Source organism: Pseudonocardia petroleophila (genome assembly GCF_014235185.1).
Lineage (GTDB): Bacteria > Actinomycetota > Actinomycetes > Mycobacteriales > Pseudonocardiaceae > Pseudonocardia > Pseudonocardia petroleophila.
Map to the genome: position 1 here is coordinate 5,008,167 of NZ_CP060131.1, position 18,418 is coordinate 5,026,584.

Consider the following 18,418-nt stretch of genomic DNA (forward strand, 5'->3'; position numbering starts at 1 on the left):
GGTCAGGCGGCGGTACCCTCCGGCCGCCGGTCGGCGGTGCCGAAGACCGGCAGGCCGATCTCGGTGCGCCACGCGGCCCGGTCCGCGGTGTCGTGCGGGCCGACCAGGTAGGTCTCCCGCACCGGACCGGCCAGCCCGACGGCCTGCTCGGCGACCCAGACCCCGAGCTCGCCGTAGGTCACGTCGATGTCGTCGTGCGGGCCCGCGTGCACCGCGACCGCCAGCTCCTCCGCGGGGAGCGCGACCGGCCGCACGCGACCGGCCCGCGGCGCGTCGGCGACGGACAGGTGGGCGAGCACGTGGCCGCGGTCGTCGGTGAACAGCGCGCGGTCGATGCGGGCGCCGGGCGGCCCGGTCTCCACCGGGGCGAGTCCGCGCAGCTCGGCCATCGCCCCGGCGTACCACGCGAGCACCGCCGACCGGTCGACCTCGGCGCCGATGCCCGCGACGACCCGGGCGGGCACCGAGCGCAGCTCCACCCGCAGCGACGGCGGTTCCGGGGCGAGCAGCCGCCGCAGCGACAAGACGGCCGCCTGGGTCGTGGCGAGCTGCTCCTCGAGCCGGGCCAGGTGCGCCGCGACGATCCCGGCCCGCTCGTCGGTGTCCGCGAGCAGGACGGAGCGGACGTCGGCGACGGGCATGCCGAGGTCGCGGAACCGGCGGATCACCTGCGCGGTCGGGACCTGGGCGAGCGAGTAGTAGCGGTAGCCCGTGGCGGCGTCGACGCGGTCGGGCTCGAGCAGCCCCGCCTCGTGGTAGTGCCGCAGGGTCTTGCGGCTCAGGTGCGTGATCCGCGCGAAGTCCCCGATCGTCAGCATCGGTCCAGCGTGCACCTTCCCCCGGGGGGAAGGTCGAGGGCTTGACCCTCCCCCGCCGACACCGCCGACGCTCGTCCCATGACACCGATCAGCTACTTCGCCCCGGCCCCCGACCTCGACGCCTTCCTCGCCCTGTTCACCGAGGACGCCGTCGTGGCGGACGAGGACCGCGAGCACCGCGGCACCGACGCGATCCGCGCCTGGCGGGCCGCGGTGCCGCCGGTGACCCACGCGGTGCGCAGCGCCGTCGCCGTCGCCGAGGTGGCCGGGGAGTTCCCCGGCAGCCCCGTGACGCTGGAGTTCCGCTTCGACTACGCCGTCGACGGGCGGATCTCCGGGCTGCGCATCGCACCGCCGCGGTGACTACACCCCCAGGGCCCGCGTGAACCCGTCCGGGACGACGACGTCGGAGCGGCCGAGGTCCTGCACCGAGTCGTGCCCGAGCCCGAGCACGGCGGAGTCGATGCCGCCGCGCAGGATGTCGAGCACGTTCTCCACGCCGGCCTGGCCGTTCGCGGCGAGACCCCACAGGTAGGCGCGGCCGATCAGCACGGCCTTGGCCCCCAGCGCGAGCGCCTTGACCACGTCGCCGCCGCGGCGGATGCCGCCGTCGAGCAGCACCTCGACCTGGTCGCCGACCGCGTCGGCGATGGGCGGGAGGGCCCGGATCGAGGCCGGGGTGCCGTCGAGGTTGTTGCCGCCGTGGTTGGACACCGAGATCGCGGAGACGCCCGCGTCGACCGCGCGCTTGGCGTCGTCGACGCGCATGACGCCCTTGAGCATGAACGGCCCGCCCCACTGCTCGCGCAGCCAGGCGACGTCCTCCCAGGTGGGCAGCGGGGTGCCCATCCACTCCCCGTAGGCGCCGAAGAAGGTGGGCGCGGTGCCGCCGGGCGGGGTGAGGTTGGGGGTGGTGAGGTCGGGGATCTTGCCGGACTTCGCGAAGTCGAGTAGCCAGGGCAGGCGCAGCGCCACCTCGGGGCCGAACTTCAGGGCCGCCTTGAGGTCGACCTTCTCCGGGATCGCCGGGCTGCCCCAGTCGCGACCGTTGGAGAACGACCAGTCCAGGGTCATGATCAGGCCGACGGCCCCGGCGGCGCGGGCGCGCTCCATGCGCTGCACCAGCACCTCGCGCGAGCCGACCCAGTACATCTGGAAGAACGTCTGCGGGCTGGCCGCGGCGACCTCCTCGATGGACTTGCTCGCGAACGAGCTCAGCCCCATCGGGATGCCGCGGGCGGCGGCGGCGCGGGCCACGGCGACCTCGCCGTCGGGGTGCACGGCCTGCACGCCGGTCGGGGAGATCAGCACCGGCATCGACGCGGGCTGCCCCATCACGGTGGTGCCCAGCTCGCGCTTGCCCGACAGCCCGGCGACGTGCGGGGCGAACCCGAGCTCGCCGAAGGCCGCGGTGTTGTCGTCGACGGTCAGGCCGCGCTCGGAGCCGGCCACCAGCGCCATGTAGACCGACTTCGGCAGCCGCTTCTTCGCGCGCCGCTGCGCCTCGGCAACCGTCTCGAACCATCCACCGGGCATGGGCGCTCCTCCTCGTGGGACCGTCACCGGCCTCTGCGCCGACGACCGGGGCGACGATATGGCATCCGGTGCCACAAGGGCGAGACATGGGCCGGGGATGCCGGCACAACCCCTCCGACCGGTCAGGGAGCACCGCCACCCTTGACCAGGCCCCTGACCTCGTGCACTGTCCCGTACAGCGTACGTACACGATCGCGAGGGAGCCCGCATGCCGACGACAGATCCCGCCCCGTCCGACTACGTCGTCGTCGGCGGCGGCACCGCGGGCTGCGTGCTCGCGCGCCGGTTGCTCGACCGGACCGACGGCACCGTCCTGCTCCTGGAGGCGGGCGGGTCGCCCGACGGGATCGACACCGTCGCGTCGCCGCCGCGCTGGGTGGAGAACATCGGCGCCGCGCACGACTGGGGCTACACCTACGCCCCCACCGAGCACGTCGCCGGCCGCACGCTGTTCCTCTCGCGCGGCCGCGTACTCGGCGGCTCCGGCAGCACCAACGCGCTGGTCTGGGCCCGCGGCCACCGCGCCGACTACGACGGCTGGGCCGCGGCCGGTGCGCGGGGCTGGGACCACGACTCCGTGCTCCCCCACTTCCGCGCGTCCGAGGACTGGGAGGACGGTGCGTCCGCGCACCGCGGCGCGGGCGGGCCGGTGCGCATCGAGCGCCCGCGCGACCTGCACCCCGTGGCCACCGCCCTGATCGAGGCGGGCGTGTCCTACGGCATGCCCTACCTGGACGACATGAACGTCGCCGAGCCGCTCGGCGCGGGCCCGATCAACACCGACGCCTCCGACGGCGTGCGCACCAGCACGTACACCGGACACCTCCGTCCGGTGCTCGGCCACGAGCGGCTCACCGTCGTCACGGGGGCGCGGGCCACCCGGCTGCGGATCGACGGCGGCCGCTGCACCGGCGTCGAGTACCTGCGCGACGGACGGCCGGGGACGGTCGCCGCGACCCGCGAGGTCGTGCTGGCCGCCGGGGCGATCGACAGCCCGCGGCTGCTCCTGCTCTCCGGCGTCGGCCCCGCGGCGCACCTGCGCTCCGTGGGCGTCGAGACGGTCCTGGACCTGCCCGGCGTCGGCCGCAACCTGCAGGAGCACCCCATCCTCGGCGGCGTGTGCTTCGCCGCCCGCGAGGCCCTGCCGCCGCCGAACAACAACCTGGAGGGCAGCACGGCGTTCTGGCGCAGCGATCCCGCGCTCGAGGTGCCCGACCTCATGTACGTCGCGGTGCAGATCCCCTACGTCTCCCCGGAGATCGCGGACCGGTTCCCGGTGCCGCCGAACGCGTTCGTCATCGCGCCCGGGCTGATGACGGTGCGCAGCCGCGGCTTCCTGGAGCTGACCGGCCCCACCCCGGACCACGCACTGCACCTGCAGCCGAACATGCTCGCCGAGCGGGCCGACGTCGACGCGCTGGTGACCGGCGTCGAGATCGCCCTGGACCTGGCGGCCCAGCCGGCGTTCGCGAAACTCGTCGAGCGGCGGGTCGCGCCGGGTGAGGACACGAGCCGCGCCGCGCTCGTCGACTTCGTGCGGCAGGCGGCCATGCCGTACTTCCACCCGGTCGGCACGTGCGCGATGGGGGTCCACGACGACGCGGTGGTCGACCCCGACCTGCGGGTCCGCGGCGTCGACGGGCTCCGCGTGGCCGACGCCTCGGTCATGCCGACGATCACCTCGGCCAACACCAACGCACCCACGGCGATGATCGCCGAGCGCGCCGCCGAGCTCATCGCCGCCGGCTGATCGATCTGTCCCACGACGGGTGCGTCGCTGCCGGTCATGCTGTACCGTACTAAGTACTGAACTGAGGAGGGTCCGATGACCGTGGACGACGACGGCGTCCTCGACCTCGAGGTCGTGAGCCTGCGCCGCGAGTCGGACTGCGTGCTGTCCGTCGAGCTCGCCGACCCGCTGCGCCGCCTGCTCCCCGCGTGGGAGCCCGGCGCCCACATCGACCTGGGGCTCCCGGGGCACGTGCGGCAGTACTCCCTGTGCGGCGACCCCGCCGACCGCAGGCGCTACCGCGTCGCGGTGCTGCGCGAGCCGGCCTCGTCCGGCGGCTCGCGGTTCGTGCACGAGCGGCTGCGCCCCGGCGACCGCGTCGAGGTGGCGGGCCCGCGCAACCACTTCGCCCTCGTCGACGCCCGGCGCCACCTGCTCGTCGCGGGCGGCGTGGGGATCACCCCGCTGCTCGCGATGGCGGGCGAGCTCGCGGCCCGGGGCGCCGAGTGGCGGCTGGTCTACGGCGGTCGCAGCCGCGCGTCGATGGCGTTCCTCGGCGAGCTCGCCCGCTTCGGCCCCGCCGTCGAGGTCGTCGCGGAGGACGAGGCGGGCCGCCCCGACCTCGACGCCCTGCTGGGGGCACCGCAGGACGGCACCGCGGTCTACTGCTGCGGCCCGGAGGCCCTGCTCGGCGCCGTCGAGGAGCGGTGTCGGGTCTGGCCGGCGGGATCGCTGCACGTCGAGCGGTTCGCGGCGAAGGCCCGCGACGACAGCGACCTGCGCGCGTTCGACGTCGTGCTGCGCCGCTCCGGGCGGCGCCTCGAGGTCGGGCCGCTGGATTCCGCGCTCGACATCCTCGACGCGGCCGGCATCGCGATCCCGAACGCTTGCCGCGACGGCGTGTGCGGCAGCTGCGTCACCCGCGTCCTGTCCGGCGTGCCGGACCACCGCGACTCGCTCACCGAGCCCGGGCGCACCGACGTCGTGCTGCCGTGCGTGTCCCGGGCGGTCGGCCGCGAGCTGGTGCTCGACCTGTGACCCCCGTGACCTCCTGGGAGACGACCGTGACCGCAGTGCCCGACGCCGAGGCCCCGCGCCGAGCCCGCCGCCCCCGAACCGTCGCCCCGGTGGAGCCCGGGCCGCCCGTGCAGGACGGGGCCGACTGGGAGAAGTGGCCCACCTACGACGCGGCCGAGCTCGGCTTCCGCGACCACTGGTACCCCACCGTGTGGGCCCACCAGGTCGGCGCGAAGCCGGTGCCGGTCACCGTGTGCGGTGAGAAGGTCGTGCTGGTCCGCGACGGTGACACCGTGCACGGCCTGCACGACCGCTGCCCGCACCGCGGCGTGCCGCTCTCGCTCGGACGCCGCCAGTTCCCCGGCACGATCAGCTGCCCGTACCACGGCTGGACCTACGACCTCACCGACGGGAAGCTCTGCGCCGTCATCACCGACGGTCCGGACTCCCCCATCAGCGGCCGCGTCTCGGTGGCGACCTACCCGGTCGTCGAGCGGATGGGCCTGCTGTTCGTCTGGATCGGCACGCTGGCCGAGGGCGAGGAGCCGCCGCCGGTGGAGCGCGACATCCCCGCCGAGCTCACCGACAACGCGTTCGTCCTCGGCGGGCGCACCGAGGTCCGCGACGGCAACTGGCGCTTCGCCGCCGAGAACGGCTTCGACGAGGGCCACGCCAAGTACCTGCACAACACCGCGCTGTGGCGGCTGTTCAAGGTCATGCCGACGTGGAACGTCACCCGGATCGTCGAGCAGGACGGCTGGCTCGTCCGCGTGCAGGACGAGGTGCACTGGGAGGCGGAGTTCCCCGGGGTCGGCTCGTTCACCAACAAGCGCTGGTGGAAGCGCATGCCGCTGCCGGACCGTCCCGGCCGGAACGGCGACGCGAACCCGGTGATCGCGGGCCTGGACCTGCCGGGCTTCGTCTCCATCCGGCTGCCCGGCATCCTGCGCGTCGCCTACCCGCAGTTCGTCCACTACGAGTGGTACGTGCCGGTCGATGCCGACCACGTCCGGTACGTCCAGCTCATGGTGCGCTTCGAGACCGGAGCGAAGGCGCTGGCCTTCAAGGCGAAGTACCTCGCGGCGATCCGCTGGCTGTTCCACGGCCAGTTCACCGCGCAGGACGCCTGGATGGTCGACGTCATGGACTCCCCGCCCGAGCGGCTCTACCGCCCGGACCTCTCACTCACCGCGTGGCGGCGGCACGTGGAGCAGGCCGGACTCGTCCTGCAGCCCACCGCACCGCGCCGCGGGCACTGATGGCGCCGCCGGCACCGATGCTCCCGGCGCACGGCTGGACGGGCCCCGCGGACGGGCCCGCCACGCTCGTCCTGCACGGCGGCGGTCCCGGCTGCCACTCGGCGTCCGACTTCGCCGGGGTGCTCGCCCTGCGGGCGGACCGGCGCCACCTCCTCGTCGACCTGCCCCGCTACGGCGCGTCCGGCCCCTCGTCCGACGACGGGCCGGTGTTCACCGGGCACGCCCGCGCGCTGGCGGGGCTGCTCGACCGGCTCGACGTCGGGCCGGTCGACGTGCTCGCGCAGTCCCTGGGCGGGTCGGTCGCGCTGCGGCTGGCCGCCGACGAGCCCGCGCGGGTCCTTCGGATGCTCCTCATCGGCGCCACCCCGACCCCGGGACCCGGCATCGACCCGGCCGCGGGCGCGCGGGCCCGCGCCGACTACTACGGCGGCGACGGCCCGAGCCCGGAGGCGATGCGCCGCCTGATCGCCGGCCTGGAGTGGCACGACGGCCACGCTGTGCCCGACGCCACCGTGGCCGCCCGGTACCGGTCCAGCGTCACCCCGGTCGCCCTGGCCACCGCCACCGGCGGGCGGGGCGCCCCCGAGGACCTCGGCCCCGACCTGGCCCGCGTCACCGCGCCCGCGCTCGTCGTGTGGGGCCGGCACGACCCGTTCGCCGGGCCGGAGTACGCGGCGTTCCTGGCCGACGCCCTGCCCGCCGGCGACCTCGCCGTCCTCGGCCGCACCGCCCACCACCCGCAGGCCGAGCGGCCCGACGCCGTCGCCGCGCTGGCCTCCTCGTTCCTCGACCCCTCCCGGAGCCGATCGTGACCCGAACCGCACTGGCGCTCGCCGCCGGCCTCGCCACCGTGCTGGCCGCGCAGCGCACCGGCCTGCTCGCCCGGCTCGGGCGCGGCACCACCGTCCGCACCGTGCGGCCGCGCCCGTGAGCGCACCCCCGGCGCCCCGCACCGCGCAGCGGGAGTGGACCGAGGCCGCCTGGGCCCGCATCTCCCCCGCCCGGCTGACGGAGCTGGTGGTCGGCATGGTCGACATCCCCAGCCCCACCGGCGAGGAGGCCCCGCTGGCCCGCTGGCTCACCGGGCAGCTCGCGGACGCCGGACTGCAGGCCCGCTACCAGGAGGTCGACGACCGCCAGGGCAACGCCGTGGGCCGCCTGCGCGGCACGGGCGGCGGCGAGGACCTGCTCCTCTACGCCCCCATCGACACCCTCACCGTCGGCGACCCCGCCGAGGACGTCCCGTGGATCGGACCCGAGCTGCGCCCGGACATGGTGCCGCGCGCACAGGTCCACGGCGACCACGTCGTCGGCCTGGGCGCGAGCAACCCGAAGGGGCACGGCGCGGCCGTCGTCGCCGCGGCGGAAGCGATCGCGGCGGCGGGGATCCCGCTGCGCGGCGACCTCGTGGTGGGGCTCGGGGCGGGCGGCATGCCGACGAACGGGCGCACCGCCCGCGGGCTCACGCGCCGCAACGCCGGGCAGGGTGCGGGCTGCTCGTTCCTGCTGGAGCAGGGCGTCTGGGCCGACTACGCGGTGATCGCCAAGCCCGGCTGGGCCGTCGCGTGGGAGGAGGTCGGGCTCTGCTGGTTCGAGGTGCGCGTGCGCGGCAGCTTCTCCTACGTCGGCAGCCGCCACCGGATGCCCTACCGCAACCCGATCGCCCACGCCGCCACCGTGATCGACGCGCTCGAGCGCTGGTTCCCGGAGTACTCCGCCCGGCACACCGACGGGCTGGTGGCCCCGCAGGGCATCGTCGCCGCCGTCGAGGGCGGGTGGCCGCGGATGGCGTCGGTGACCCCCGCGCTGTGCCGCTTCCACGTCGACCTGCGCACCAGCCCCCGCTCGACGCCCGCCGAGGTGCGCCGCGAGTTCGGCGCGGCGCTGCACGCGATCACCGCCGCGCACCCGGAGATCGAGCTCGACTGGGACATGGTGCTCGCCATCCCCGGCACCCACACCCCCGAGGACGCGCCGGTCGTGGTGGCCGCGAAGGACGCGTGGGAGGAGCTGGCCGGGCGCCCGCACGAACCGATCGTGGCCAACAGCGGGGCCACCGACGCCAACATCCTGCGCTCCCGCGGCCTGCCGACGGCCCGGATCGGGATGGACCGCATCGGCCCCGACGCCCCGCTGCCACTGGACTTCCCGTCCGGCATGAACGTCGTCGACGTCCGGGAGGCCGTCCGGCTCACCCGCCACCTCGTGCACACGGCGATCAGCCTGTGCACCCGCGAGAGGACCGCCCCGTGAGCGAGATCGTGCTGGGTGTCGGTGCGTCGCACAGCACCCTGATGAACACCCACTGGGCCGAGGTCGACCACCTGCCCGACGCCCACGCCTTCCGCGACGGGCTGGCCGCGGCCCGCGACGCGCTCGCCGCCGCGCGGCCCGACGCCGTCGTCGTGCTGGGCTCCAACCACTTCCGCGGCATGTTCCTCGACCTCATGCCCGCATTCACCGTGGGCGTCGGCGAGGTGCTCGGCGCGGGTGAGGCCGGCACCCCGGGCGGGCCGCTGCCCGTCGACACCGCGCTGGCCCGCGCCCTCGTCGACGGGCTGGTCGACGCCGGGTTCGACCCCGCCTTCTCCCTGCGGCTCACCGTCGACCACGGGATCACCCACGCGCTGCAGCACCTGGTGCCCGACCTCGAGGTGCCGATCGTCCCGGTCGTGACGAACACGTTCGCGCCGCCGCTGCCGTCGCTGCGCCGCTGCCACGACCTGGGCACCGCGCTCGGGGCGGCGCTGCGCGCCGACGGCTCCGGCCGGCGGGTCGCGGTGATCGCGTCGGGCGGCCTGTCGCACCGGCTGCCGTGGCCCAAGTGGTTCGACGCGCTGAGCGACGACGACCGCTTCCTCGTGGAGGCCTGGCTCGACGGCCGCCACTCCTGGGGCGACTACGAGGTGCGGCGCCGCGAGATCATCCGCGCCGCGAAGCCCGACATCAACCCCGCCTTCGACGCCTGGTTCCTCGGCCTGCTGGAGACCGGCGACCTGTCGGCGGTGCTCGACCGCACCAGCGCCGAGATCGACGAGGAGGCGGGCAACGGCGCCCAGGAGATCCGCGCCTGGATCGCCATGACCGCCGCGCTGACCGGCACCGGCGGCCCGCCCACCGGCACCACCCTCGCCTACGCCGAGATCCCGCAGTGGCTCACCGGCATGGGCATCACCCTGCTCACCCCCGCACCGGAGAGGACGTCATGACCATCTGGACCGAGCTGGCCGGCACCGACATCGAGGTGTCGCACGCCCCCGTCGGCGGCACCCGCACCCGGGTGCTGCGCGCGGGCACCGAGGGCGAGCACGTCCTCATGCTGCACGGCACGAGCGGGCACCTGGAGGCGTTCGTCCGCAACGTCCCGGCGCTGTCGACGAAGTTCCGCCTGCACGTCCTCGACATGCTGGGCCACGGCTACACCGACAACCCCGGCGGCGACCTGCGGATCCCCCGCTACGTCGACCACGTGCTCGCCTACCTCGACAGCCGCGGCATCGAGCGCGCGAGCTTCGTCGGGGAGTCGCTCGGCGGCTGGGTCGCGGGCCGCCTGGCCGCCGACCACCCCGACCGCGTCGGGCGCCTGGTGCTCGTCGCGCCGGGCGGCACCGTCGCGAACCCCGAGGTGATGGACCGCATCCGCACCAGCACCCGCACCGCCGTCCTCACCGACGACCGCGCGCTCACCCGCCGGCGCCTGGAGCTGCTCATGCACGATCCGGCGAACGTCAGCGAGGAGCTCGTCGACGTCCGGCACGCGATCTACCACCGCCCCGAGTTCGTCGCCGGCATCGACGAGCTGCTGTGCCTGCAGCAGATGGACAACCGCACCGAGGACCTGCTCACCCCCGAGCAGATGGGCCGCATCACCGCGCCGACGCTGATCGTGTGGGGCGCGCAGAACCCCTTCGGCGACGTCCCGGAGGCGCACCGGATGCAGCAGAGCATCCCCGGCTCGGAGTTGGAGATCCTCCCCGAGTGCGGGCACTGGCCCCAGCACGAGCACAGCGCGCGGTTCAACCAGCTCGCCGCCGCGTTCCTGTCGTGAGGGTCGGCATCCGCGTCCCCCCGTGCGCCCCGGTGCCGGAGCTCGCCGCGTTCGCCGCCGAGGCGGAGCGGAGCGGCGTCGACGAGGTGTGGTTCCCGGACTCCCAGCTGCTCTGGCGCGACGTGTTCGCCGTGGCGTCGGCCGCCGTCGCCGCCACGGCGCGCATCACCGTCGGCACAGCGGTCGGCAACGTCGCCACCCGGCATCCGTCCGTCGTCGCCTCGGCGGCACGGACGGTCGCCGAGCAGGCCCCCGGCCGGTTCGTGCTGGGCCTGGGCGTCGGCAACAGCTCCGTGCTGCCGGTGGGGATCCCGCCCAGCACCGGGGCGGAGCTGCGGGCCGGGGTCGAGCAGGTCCGGTCGCTGCTCGCGGGGAACGAGGTGGCCTACCCCGGCGTGCGGTCGCGGTTGCGCGACCCGCGGCCGGTGCCGATCCACGTGGCGGCGAGCGGACCGCGCAACCTGCGGCTCGCCGGCGAGATCGCCGACGGCGCGATCCTGCTGTCCGGCGTCGCCCCCGCCCCGCTCGCGGCGGCGACCGCACGCGTCCAGGAGGGCGCCGCGGCGGCCGGGCGGGCCCCCGTCCCGATGACGGTGTCGGCGTTCTGCCGGGTCACCGACGACGTCGAGCGCGACGCCCGCGAGCTCAAGCCCATCTGCGCGGGCATCGCCCAGCACGGCGGCGCGGCCTCGCTGGCCCTGGCCGGCATCCGCGTCGACGTCCCGGCGCAGCTGCCCGGCGTGTACCCCGACCTCGTGCACGCCGAGGACTGGGCGGGCGCGGTCGAGGCCTGCGACCCGTACGTCTCCGACGCCGACGCCGTCGCCTTCGCCCGCGCGTTCTGCCTGTTCGGCACGCCGCAGGAGATCGTCACCCGGGTCACCGAGGCGGCCGCGGCCGGGGCCGACGCGGTGTTCCTGCAGCACGTCGGCTCCTACGACCTGCCCCGGACGCTCCTCGCGGACGTCGCCGAGCGCGTGCTGCCGCTGCTCGGCCGCCTCCCGGTGAGCAGCCCGTGACCCTGCTCGCGGACCTGGCGGTCCGGTCCCGGGCGGCCGCGCGCGACGCCGACCGGGCGGTGCTCGACGCGGCCGCGCGGCACGTGCTCGACACCGCGGGCTGCACGGTGTCCGGCTCCGCCCATCCGCTGGCCGCGCGCTGGGTGCCGCTGCTGACCGGCGCGCCCGACGGGATCCGGGCGATCGGGGCCCGCGGGCCGTGGCCCCTGGAGACGGCTGTCGAGATCGACGCGACCCTCGCCCACGTCGACGAGTTCGACCCGCTGCACGGCCCGGCCGGGGTGGCTCCGGGCGCCGTCGTCGTGCCCGCGGCGCTGCACGTCGGCCGCACGCTCGACGCCGGCGGGGAGCAGGTCCTGCGGGCGGTGGTCGCCGGGTACGAGGCCGTCGTGGAGGCGTCGCTGCGCTACGGCGGCCCCGCGCTGTACGCCGCGGGGTGGTGGCCGACGGCGCTGTTCGGGGCGCTCGGCTCGGCCGCGGTGACCGCCCACCTGCTCGGCCTCGACGAGCCCCGGACCACCGCCGCACTGGCGCTGGCCGCCGCCCAGCTGGGCGGCCTGCTGAGCGCCGACGACCTGGGCGACGCCCACTACCTGCTCTGCGGCCGCGCCGCCGCGCACGGCGTCCGCTCCGCCCGGGCCGCGGCGGCCGGCCTGACCGGCAGCGCGTCCCTGTTGGACGCCCCGGCCGCCGCCGCGCTGGGCCGCCCGCCCGAACCGGCGTCCCCGGACGGCGCGGCGCACCTGACCGGTACGGCCATCAAGTCCTGGCCGTGCGCGCGGCCGCTGCACACCGTGCTCGCCGCCCTCGAGGAGCTCGCCGCCGACGGCGTCGTGGCGGGGTCCGGTGAGGCGGTGCGGATCGCGCTGCCCCGGGCCGCGCTGCGGTTCGTCACCGCGGACCGGGCACCGGGCGGGCCCGCTGAGGCCGCGGCCAGCGCGGCGGTCGCGGTCGCCGGGGCGCTGGCCGGCCGGGCCCGCGAGCCGGGCTGGTACCGCGACCCGCAGGGGGCCGCCGACGTCGTGCTCGGCACCGATCCCGGGCTGGACGCCGTGTTCCCCGGCCGCTGGGGAGCCGTGGTCACCGTCGGGACGGCGAGCCGGCGGGTGCTGCTGGCCCCCGGTGACCCGGAGCGCCCGCTGCCGGACGCGGCCGTGCGCGCCAAGGCCGCCGGGCTGCTCGGCGTCGACGCGGCCGACCCGCGGATCACCGCCGTCCTCGGGCTCGGGGACGCGCCGCGCGCCGCGCCCGTCCTCGACGCCCTGCTCCCCCGCGACGCGCCGGTGCCCGGGCCGGGTCGCGTGATCCCCGGCACCCGTGGAACGCTTGTACCGGACGGTGTACCCCACCGCCCGAGGACGAGGAGGCACGATGGCGCGCGGTCGGACGGCCGGGGGACGCGACCCCCTGACCCCTGAGCGGATCATCGACGCCGCCCTGCTGATCTCCGACGCCGAGTCCGACCTGGACCGGCTCACCGTGCGGCGCCTCGCCGCCGAGCTGGGCGTCGGCACGATGACGCTCTACAGCTACTTCCGCAGCAAGGACGAGATCCTCGACGCGATGGCCGACCACGTGCTGGGCCGGATGCGACTGCCCGCCGAGCCCGCGGGCAGCCCGGCCGAGGCACTGCGGTCGGTGGCGGAGGCGTTCCTGGCCATGATGCGCGAGCACCCCAGCGTCGTGCGCCTGCTCGCCACCCGGATCACCAACAGCCGCACCGCCCTGCGCGGGGCGATGGAGTCGGTGCTCGCCCACCTCGTCGCCGCCGGCGTCCCCGGCCCCACCGCCGTGCGCTGCTACGGCTTCCTCATCACCTACGCCATCGGCTTCGTCAGCTACCAGACGCCGCGGCCGTGGGGACACCAGGACGTCGACGAGGCCGCGGAGGTCCGCCGCCAGCGCAGCCACTTCTACGCCGGGCTGCCGCGGGACGACTTCCCGCAGATGGTGGCGCTGGCCGACCACCTCGTCGACCTGCCGAGCGACGAGCAGTACCGGGCCGGCGTGGACGCGTTCGTCGAGTCCGTCGTGCGCGGGCTGCCCGCCTGAGCGGAGCCCCTTGACCCGCGGCAACGCGGTCGTACAAAGTACGGGAATGCACACGCTGGTCGTCAACGGTTCCCCGGTCGAGGTCGACGCCCCCGGGCTGCGGTCCCTCGCCGACGTCCTGCGCGGTGACCTCGGGCTGACCGCCGCCAAGATCGCCTGTGGGCGCGGCGAGTGCGGCGCCTGCACCGTCCTGGTCGACGGCCTGCCCCGGACGGCCTGCACGACGCCCGCCGCGCTGGTCCGCGGCGAGGTGTGGACGAGCGAGGGACTGGCCCAGGAGAGCGCCGACCTGCGGGCCCGCTTCGCCGACACCGGTGCGTTCCAGTGCGGGTTCTGCACCCCCGGCCAGGTCGTGCACGCCACGGCCCTGCTGCGCGGCGGGCTCGCCGATCTCGACCCGGACGAGCGCCGCGCCTGCGTGCGGCGGGCGATGTCGGGCAACATCTGCCGCTGCACCGGCTACCAGGCGATCGTCGAGTCGGTGTGTGGGGTCGCAGAGGACCGGGTCGCAGAGGACCGGGTCGCAGCGGACCGGGCGGCCCGGTGAGCATCGGCGACCGCGTCCGGCCGATCGACTGGGACGCCCGCAGCACGGGCCTCGTCTCGTTCACCGCGGACCTCCCCGGGACGCACCCGCCCGGTCCCGTCCTGCACGGCGCGATCCTGCGCTCCCCCGTGCCGCACGCCGAGATCACCGCGCTCGACGTCTCCGCCGCCCGCGCGCTGCCCGGTGTGCACGCGGTGATCACCGCGGCCGACTTCGCGCCCGGCATCCGGTACCTGCACCGGGGCGGGCCGCTGTCGGACCGGCCGCCCCTGGCCGACGGGGTGGTCCGCCACGTCGGGCAGGAGGTGGCGGCCGTCGCCGCCGAGACCCCGGAGCAGGCCACCACGGCGCTGCGAGCGATCCGGGTGCGCTACCGCCGCCGCCGCGCGCCCCTGTCGGTGGGCGAGGCCCTGGCGCGCGGGGCCGGGCGGTTGCACGAGCGGACCACCGCGGAGCCCAACGTGTCGATGCTGCTGCGCACCGACTGGGGCGATCCGGACGCCGGCCTGGCCGCCGCGGCGGTGTCGGTGACCGGGCGGTTCGTGCACCCGAGCGTGGCCCACGCCTGCATGGAGCCGAGCACGACGCTCGCCGCGTGGGACGCCGGGCGCGGTGTGGTGGAGCTGTGGACCTCGACCCAGGCCCCGTGGTTCATCGCCAAGGAGGTCTCGCACCTCCTCGGCCTCGAGCACGAGCAGGTGATCTGCCGCGAGGTCGCCGTGGGCGGCGGGTTCGGGCAGAAGTCGAAGGCGTCCGAGCACGAGGTGCTGGCGGCGGCCCTGTCCCGCGCGGCCGGACGGCCGGTGCTCGTGGAGCTGAGCCGGGAGGAGGAGTTCGGCGCGAACAAGCCGCGGCACCGCTTCGAGACCGTGCTGACCACCTCCGCCGACGCCGACGGCGTACTCCGGGCACTGGAGGCCGATGTCGTCGTCGACAACGGGTCCTACAACCACATGGGCACGTCGGTGATGGGCGTCGGCGTCATCACGCTGGGCTCGATGTACCGGCCCGACGGCGTGCGCCTCACCGCGCGGCTCGTCGACACCGCGACCCAGCCCGGCGGCCAGTTCCGGGGCTACGGGACGCCGCAGGTGTCGCTGGCGATGGAGCAGCAGGTCGACGAGATCGCCGGGCGCCTCGGGATCGACCCGATCGCGCTGCGGCTGCGCAACCTCGCGCCCGAGCACGCCACCGCGCTGTGCGGCTACGAGGTCACGACCTCCCGACTCGGCGACTGCCTGGTCGCGGTGCGCGACGGCCTCGACTGGGACCGGGCGCGCGCGGAGCGGCCGGCGGGCCCCGTCGCCCGCGGGTGGGGCGTCGCGGCGGGCACCCACGGCAGCGGTGCCTTCGCCTACGAGCACGCCGACCGCAGCGACGCCGCCGTCGACCTGTTCGCCGACGGGCACGCCCGCGTCCGCTACGGCGGCACCGACGCCGGCACCGGGCAGAGCACGATCCTCGCCCAGATCACCGCGCACGAGCTGGGCCTCGACGTCGCCGATGTGGCGGTGCTGTCCACCGACTCCGAGCGCACCCCGTTCGAGCTGGGTGCCTGGTCCTCGCGGGGCACCCACATGACGGGCTCCTCGGTCGGGCGGGCCGCGCGCGAGCTGGCCGACCGGCTGCGCGGCATCGCCGCGGCGAAGCTCGGCGTCGACGCCGGCGCGGTGCGGCTCACCGGTGGGCGGGCCGTGTCCGGCGACGACGCGGTCGACCTGGGCGACCTCGTCGGGCTGGCCGACGACGCGGTCGACGGCGTGCTGAGCCACGAGACGACCTACCGCGTCACCGGCACCGAGATGCTCACCCCGGACCGCGACACCGCCAACCTCTCCCCCAGCTACGCGTTCGCCGCCCACGGCGCCGTCGTCGACGTCGACCGCCGGACCGGGCGGATCCGGGTCGTCGACTACCTGGCCGCGCACGACGTCGGTCGGGCGATCAACCCCACCGCCGTGGAGGGCCAGATCGTCGGCGGGGCCGCGATGGGCCTGGGCGCGGCGCTCGGCGAGGAGCTCGTGCGCGACGGCGGCCGCGTCGTGAACACCAGCTACCTGCACTACGCCCTGCCCCGCAGCGCCGATCTCCCGTCGGTGCGCGCGCACGTGGTCGACAACCACGACGCGGCCGGCCCGTACGGAGCGAAGAGCGTCGGCGAGATGTCGATCATCCCGCCGGGGGCGGCGGTCGCCAACGCCGTGCACGACGCCGTCGGCGTCCGCATCCGCGAGCTGCCGATCACCCCGGACAAGGTGCTCACCGCGCTCGCCGCCCAGGAGGGCCGCGTCCGCGACCACCGCATCCGGTTCCGGCCGGACCGCTGGTGGGTCGCGGCGATCCGCTGGCTCTACCCGCGCGGCCTGCACCACGTCCTCGACCGGTACGGCACCTGGCCGGGCCGCCTGCGCGGCGGCCCCGCGCCGCAGCCCGTGCTGCACGCCCCCATCGAGCTGGGCGACGCGCTCGCACTCCTGTCCGCGCCCGGCGCGATGCCGCTGGGCGGGGCCACCGACGCGCCCGTCGAGCGGCGGCGGGAGACCCGCCCCGCGCCGGTGCTCGTGTCGGTTGCGGCCGTCACCGGCCTGCGGGGCATCGGCCGCACCTCCGACGGGCTGCGCATCGGGGCCGCCGTCACCCTCGCCGAGCTGGCCGCGCACGCCGACACCCCGCACGCGCTCGTCGAGGCCGTCTCGACGATCGCCTCGCCGCAGGTGCGCAACGCGGCCACGGTCGGCGGCAACCTGGTGCAGGCCAAGCGCTGCTGGTTCTTCCGCAACGGCTTCGACTGCTACAAGCGCGGCGGCGCCACCCGTCCCTGCTACGCCGTCCTCGGTGACCACCGCTTCCAGCACGCCGCGGTCGACGGACACCGCTGCCAGGCCGTGACGCCGTCGGACCTGGCGACGGTCCTCCTGGCCCTCGACGCCACCGTCGAGGTCGACGGCGACCGCCGCGTCCCGATCGGCGAGTTCTGCACCGGTCCGGGCGAGACGGTGCTGCGCGACGGCGAGCTCGTCACGGCCGTCACCGTGCCCGCGGCCGCCCTGCTGCGGCACACCGCGTTCGCCAAGCTCGCCCTCTACACCGGCGACTTCGCCACGGCGTCCGTCGCGCTCGCCGCCGAGCGGGCCGACGACGGCTCCTGGCGCGACGCCCGGATCGTCCTGGGGGCGATGGCCCCCGTTCCGCTGCGGATGCCCGCGGCCGAGCGGGAGGTCCTCGCCGCGGGTGCCGTCACGCCGGCGGCGGTCCGGCGGGCCGTCGACCGCGAGCTGGAGCGCACGGCCCATCCCCTGCCCGGCAACGCCTGGAAGGTCGACGCCGCCGCCGGGCTGGCGGAACAGGCCGCGGAGCAGCTCACACCGCCGCGGGACCTTGACGGCGTGCACAGTGCCGTACATAGTACGGAGCAGATCCCGGGTCGCTGACCAGGACCGGACGACACACGAACGTCATCCAGGCAACACCTCCACCCACTACCGTACTTAGTACGGTCCCAGGGACGCATCGAGCAGTGACGCCACCACCGAGCAGTGAGGACCCCATGACCACGCTCTCCCGGCCCGACGCACGGGCCACCGGGACGTCGGAGCAGCCGCCCCTGCTCGCCATCCGCGACCTCGCCAAGCAGTACTCCCCCGGCGGCCCGTACGTGTGCCGCGAGCTGTCGTTCGAGGTGCACCGCGGCGACTTCGTGGCCATCGTCGGCCCGTCGGGCTGCGGCAAGTCCACGCTGCTGCGGATGATCAACGGGCTGCTCACCCCGACCACCGGGGAGGTGCTGCTCGACGGTGCCCCGGTCACCGGGCCGCCGCCGGAGATGGCGCTGGTCTTCCAGGACTACACGCGGTCGCTGTTCCCGTGGCTCACCGTCGCCGGCAACGTCGCGTTCCCGCTCGCGAAGCGTGCCGACCTCGACGCGGCGGCGAAGCGGACCCGCATCGACGAGGCGATCTCCGCCGTCGGGTTGGCCGGGTTCGAGGACTACCACCCCTACGAGCTCTCCGGCGGGATGCAGCAGCGCGTGGCGATCGCCCGCGCGCTCGCGTTCCGGCCGCAGATCCTCCTGCTCGACGAGCCCTTCGCCTCCGTCGACGCGCTGACCCGCGAGAGCCTCGAGGACCTGCTGCTCGCCATCCAGGACCGCTACGCCGACGAGGGCATCACGATGCTGCTCGTCACCCACGACATCGACGAGGCGGTCTACCTCGCCGACCGCGTCGAGGTCCTGAGCCCGCCGCCGTGCCGGGTCGTCAGCGACCTGACGATCGACCTCACCCGGCCGCGCAACCAGATCCGCACGCGCGGCGAGGCCCCGTTCCTCGCCGCACGCGCCGCGATCCACGAGCTCGTCGGGCTCGACCAGCAGCGCGCCGCCGGCGCCTGACCC

17 protein-coding genes are annotated in these 18,418 nt (G+C 75.7%); 15 read left to right on the top strand and 2 right to left on the bottom strand.

Annotated elements, in window-relative coordinates; all coding sequences use genetic code 11:
- Window positions 1-2 precede the first annotated feature (2 nt).
- The gene (locus H6H00_RS24620; RefSeq protein WP_185718055.1) at window positions 3-818 is read right to left on the bottom strand and encodes a MerR family transcriptional regulator; all 816 of its coding nucleotides are present in this window, start codon (window positions 816-818) and stop codon (window positions 3-5) included.
- Window positions 819-896: 78 nt separating this feature from the next.
- On the opposite strand from H6H00_RS24620, the gene H6H00_RS24625 reads away from it, so the two are divergent.
- A complete protein-coding gene (locus H6H00_RS24625; RefSeq protein WP_185718056.1) occupies window positions 897-1,181 on the top strand; it encodes a nuclear transport factor 2 family protein in 285 nt (94 codons plus the stop codon).
- Here H6H00_RS24625 and mftD read toward each other — a convergent pair whose 3' ends face one another.
- A complete protein-coding gene (gene mftD / locus H6H00_RS24630) occupies window positions 1,182-2,354 on the bottom strand; it encodes a pre-mycofactocin synthase MftD (RefSeq protein WP_185718057.1) in 1,173 nt (390 codons plus the stop codon).
- Window positions 2,355-2,562: 208 nt separating this feature from the next.
- On the opposite strand from mftD, the gene H6H00_RS24635 reads away from it, so the two are divergent.
- The 14 genes from H6H00_RS24635 to H6H00_RS24695 all read left to right on the top strand — a co-directional run bounded on the left by H6H00_RS24635 (window position 2,563) and on the right by H6H00_RS24695 (window position 18,415).
- Window positions 2,563-4,104: a GMC family oxidoreductase gene (locus tag H6H00_RS24635; protein WP_185718058.1), complete on the top strand. Its 1,542-nt coding sequence runs from the start codon at window positions 2,563-2,565 to the stop codon at window positions 4,102-4,104.
- A gap of 75 nt (window positions 4,105-4,179) precedes the next feature.
- Window positions 4,180-5,121, top strand: coding sequence for a PDR/VanB family oxidoreductase (locus H6H00_RS24640; protein ID WP_185718059.1), 942 nt, complete (start codon window positions 4,180-4,182; stop codon window positions 5,119-5,121).
- A 26-nt stretch (window positions 5,122-5,147) separates the two neighbouring features.
- Complete coding sequence (locus H6H00_RS24645; RefSeq protein ID WP_221775654.1) at window positions 5,148-6,359, top strand: Rieske 2Fe-2S domain-containing protein; 1,212 nt, start codon at window positions 5,148-5,150, stop codon at window positions 6,357-6,359.
- Window positions 6,359-7,171: an alpha/beta fold hydrolase gene (locus H6H00_RS24650; RefSeq protein WP_185718060.1), complete on the top strand. Its 813-nt coding sequence runs from the start codon at window positions 6,359-6,361 to the stop codon at window positions 7,169-7,171. Before H6H00_RS24645 ends, H6H00_RS24650 begins: the two co-directional genes overlap by 1 nt.
- Entirely contained in the window at window positions 7,168-7,290 is a 123-nt protein-coding gene (locus tag H6H00_RS32460; protein WP_255425357.1) for a hypothetical protein, read from the top strand. Before H6H00_RS24650 ends, H6H00_RS32460 begins: the two co-directional genes overlap by 4 nt.
- Window positions 7,287-8,612, top strand: a complete 1,326-nt coding sequence (locus H6H00_RS24655; protein ID WP_185718061.1) for a M20 family metallopeptidase — start codon at window positions 7,287-7,289, stop codon at window positions 8,610-8,612. The genes H6H00_RS32460 and H6H00_RS24655 overlap by 4 nt, the downstream gene beginning before the upstream one ends.
- Window positions 8,609-9,568: a DODA-type extradiol aromatic ring-opening family dioxygenase gene (locus H6H00_RS24660; RefSeq protein WP_185718062.1), complete on the top strand. Its 960-nt coding sequence runs from the start codon at window positions 8,609-8,611 to the stop codon at window positions 9,566-9,568. The genes H6H00_RS24655 and H6H00_RS24660 overlap by 4 nt, the downstream gene beginning before the upstream one ends.
- Window positions 9,565-10,407, top strand: a complete 843-nt coding sequence (locus tag H6H00_RS24665; RefSeq protein WP_185718063.1) for an alpha/beta fold hydrolase — start codon at window positions 9,565-9,567, stop codon at window positions 10,405-10,407. The genes H6H00_RS24660 and H6H00_RS24665 overlap by 4 nt, the downstream gene beginning before the upstream one ends.
- The gene (locus tag H6H00_RS24670; protein WP_185718064.1) at window positions 10,404-11,426 is read left to right on the top strand and encodes an LLM class flavin-dependent oxidoreductase; all 1,023 of its coding nucleotides are present in this window, start codon (window positions 10,404-10,406) and stop codon (window positions 11,424-11,426) included. Before H6H00_RS24665 ends, H6H00_RS24670 begins: the two co-directional genes overlap by 4 nt.
- The gene (locus H6H00_RS24675; protein WP_185718065.1) at window positions 11,423-12,844 is read left to right on the top strand and encodes an MmgE/PrpD family protein; all 1,422 of its coding nucleotides are present in this window, start codon (window positions 11,423-11,425) and stop codon (window positions 12,842-12,844) included. Before H6H00_RS24670 ends, H6H00_RS24675 begins: the two co-directional genes overlap by 4 nt.
- Window positions 12,798-13,478: a TetR/AcrR family transcriptional regulator gene (locus H6H00_RS24680; protein ID WP_185718066.1), complete on the top strand. Its 681-nt coding sequence runs from the start codon at window positions 12,798-12,800 to the stop codon at window positions 13,476-13,478. The genes H6H00_RS24675 and H6H00_RS24680 overlap by 47 nt, the downstream gene beginning before the upstream one ends.
- 46 nt (window positions 13,479-13,524) lie before the next feature.
- Window positions 13,525-14,025 (top strand): (2Fe-2S)-binding protein, encoded by a 501-nt coding sequence (locus H6H00_RS24685; RefSeq protein WP_185718067.1) that lies wholly within the window; start codon window positions 13,525-13,527, stop codon window positions 14,023-14,025.
- Window positions 14,022-17,456 (top strand): molybdopterin cofactor-binding domain-containing protein, encoded by a 3,435-nt coding sequence (locus H6H00_RS24690; RefSeq protein WP_185718068.1) that lies wholly within the window; start codon window positions 14,022-14,024, stop codon window positions 17,454-17,456. The genes H6H00_RS24685 and H6H00_RS24690 overlap by 4 nt, the downstream gene beginning before the upstream one ends.
- Window positions 17,457-17,572: 116 nt before the next feature.
- Window positions 17,573-18,415 carry an ABC transporter ATP-binding protein gene (locus tag H6H00_RS24695; RefSeq protein ID WP_185718069.1) on the top strand — a complete coding sequence of 281 codons (843 nt, stop codon included), beginning with the start codon at window positions 17,573-17,575 and terminating at the stop codon, window positions 18,413-18,415.
- Window positions 18,416-18,418 lie beyond the last annotated feature (3 nt).

Bases quoted from the DNA above. Each gene is read 5' to 3' on its own strand.
- H6H00_RS24640 (WP_185718059.1), top strand. From the start codon at position 4,180: ATGACCGTGGACGACGACGGCGTCCTCGACCTCGAGGTCGTGAGCCTG.
- H6H00_RS24635 (WP_185718058.1), top strand. From the start codon at position 2,563: ATGCCGACGACAGATCCCGCCCCGTCCGACTACGTCGTCGTCGGCGGC.
- H6H00_RS24650 (WP_185718060.1), top strand. From the start codon at position 6,359: ATGGCGCCGCCGGCACCGATGCTCCCGGCGCACGGCTGGACGGGCCCC.
- H6H00_RS24625 (WP_185718056.1), top strand. From the start codon at position 897: ATGACACCGATCAGCTACTTCGCCCCGGCCCCCGACCTCGACGCCTTC.
- mftD (WP_185718057.1), bottom strand. From the start codon at position 2,354: ATGCCCGGTGGATGGTTCGAGACGGTTGCCGAGGCGCAGCGGCGCGCG.
- H6H00_RS24620 (WP_185718055.1), bottom strand. From the start codon at position 818: ATGCTGACGATCGGGGACTTCGCGCGGATCACGCACCTGAGCCGCAAG.
- H6H00_RS24680 (WP_185718066.1), top strand. From the start codon at position 12,798: ATGGCGCGCGGTCGGACGGCCGGGGGACGCGACCCCCTGACCCCTGAG.
- H6H00_RS24685 (WP_185718067.1), top strand. From the start codon at position 13,525: ATGCACACGCTGGTCGTCAACGGTTCCCCGGTCGAGGTCGACGCCCCC.
- H6H00_RS24695 (WP_185718069.1), top strand. From the start codon at position 17,573: ATGACCACGCTCTCCCGGCCCGACGCACGGGCCACCGGGACGTCGGAG.
- H6H00_RS24665 (WP_185718063.1), top strand. From the start codon at position 9,565: ATGACCATCTGGACCGAGCTGGCCGGCACCGACATCGAGGTGTCGCAC.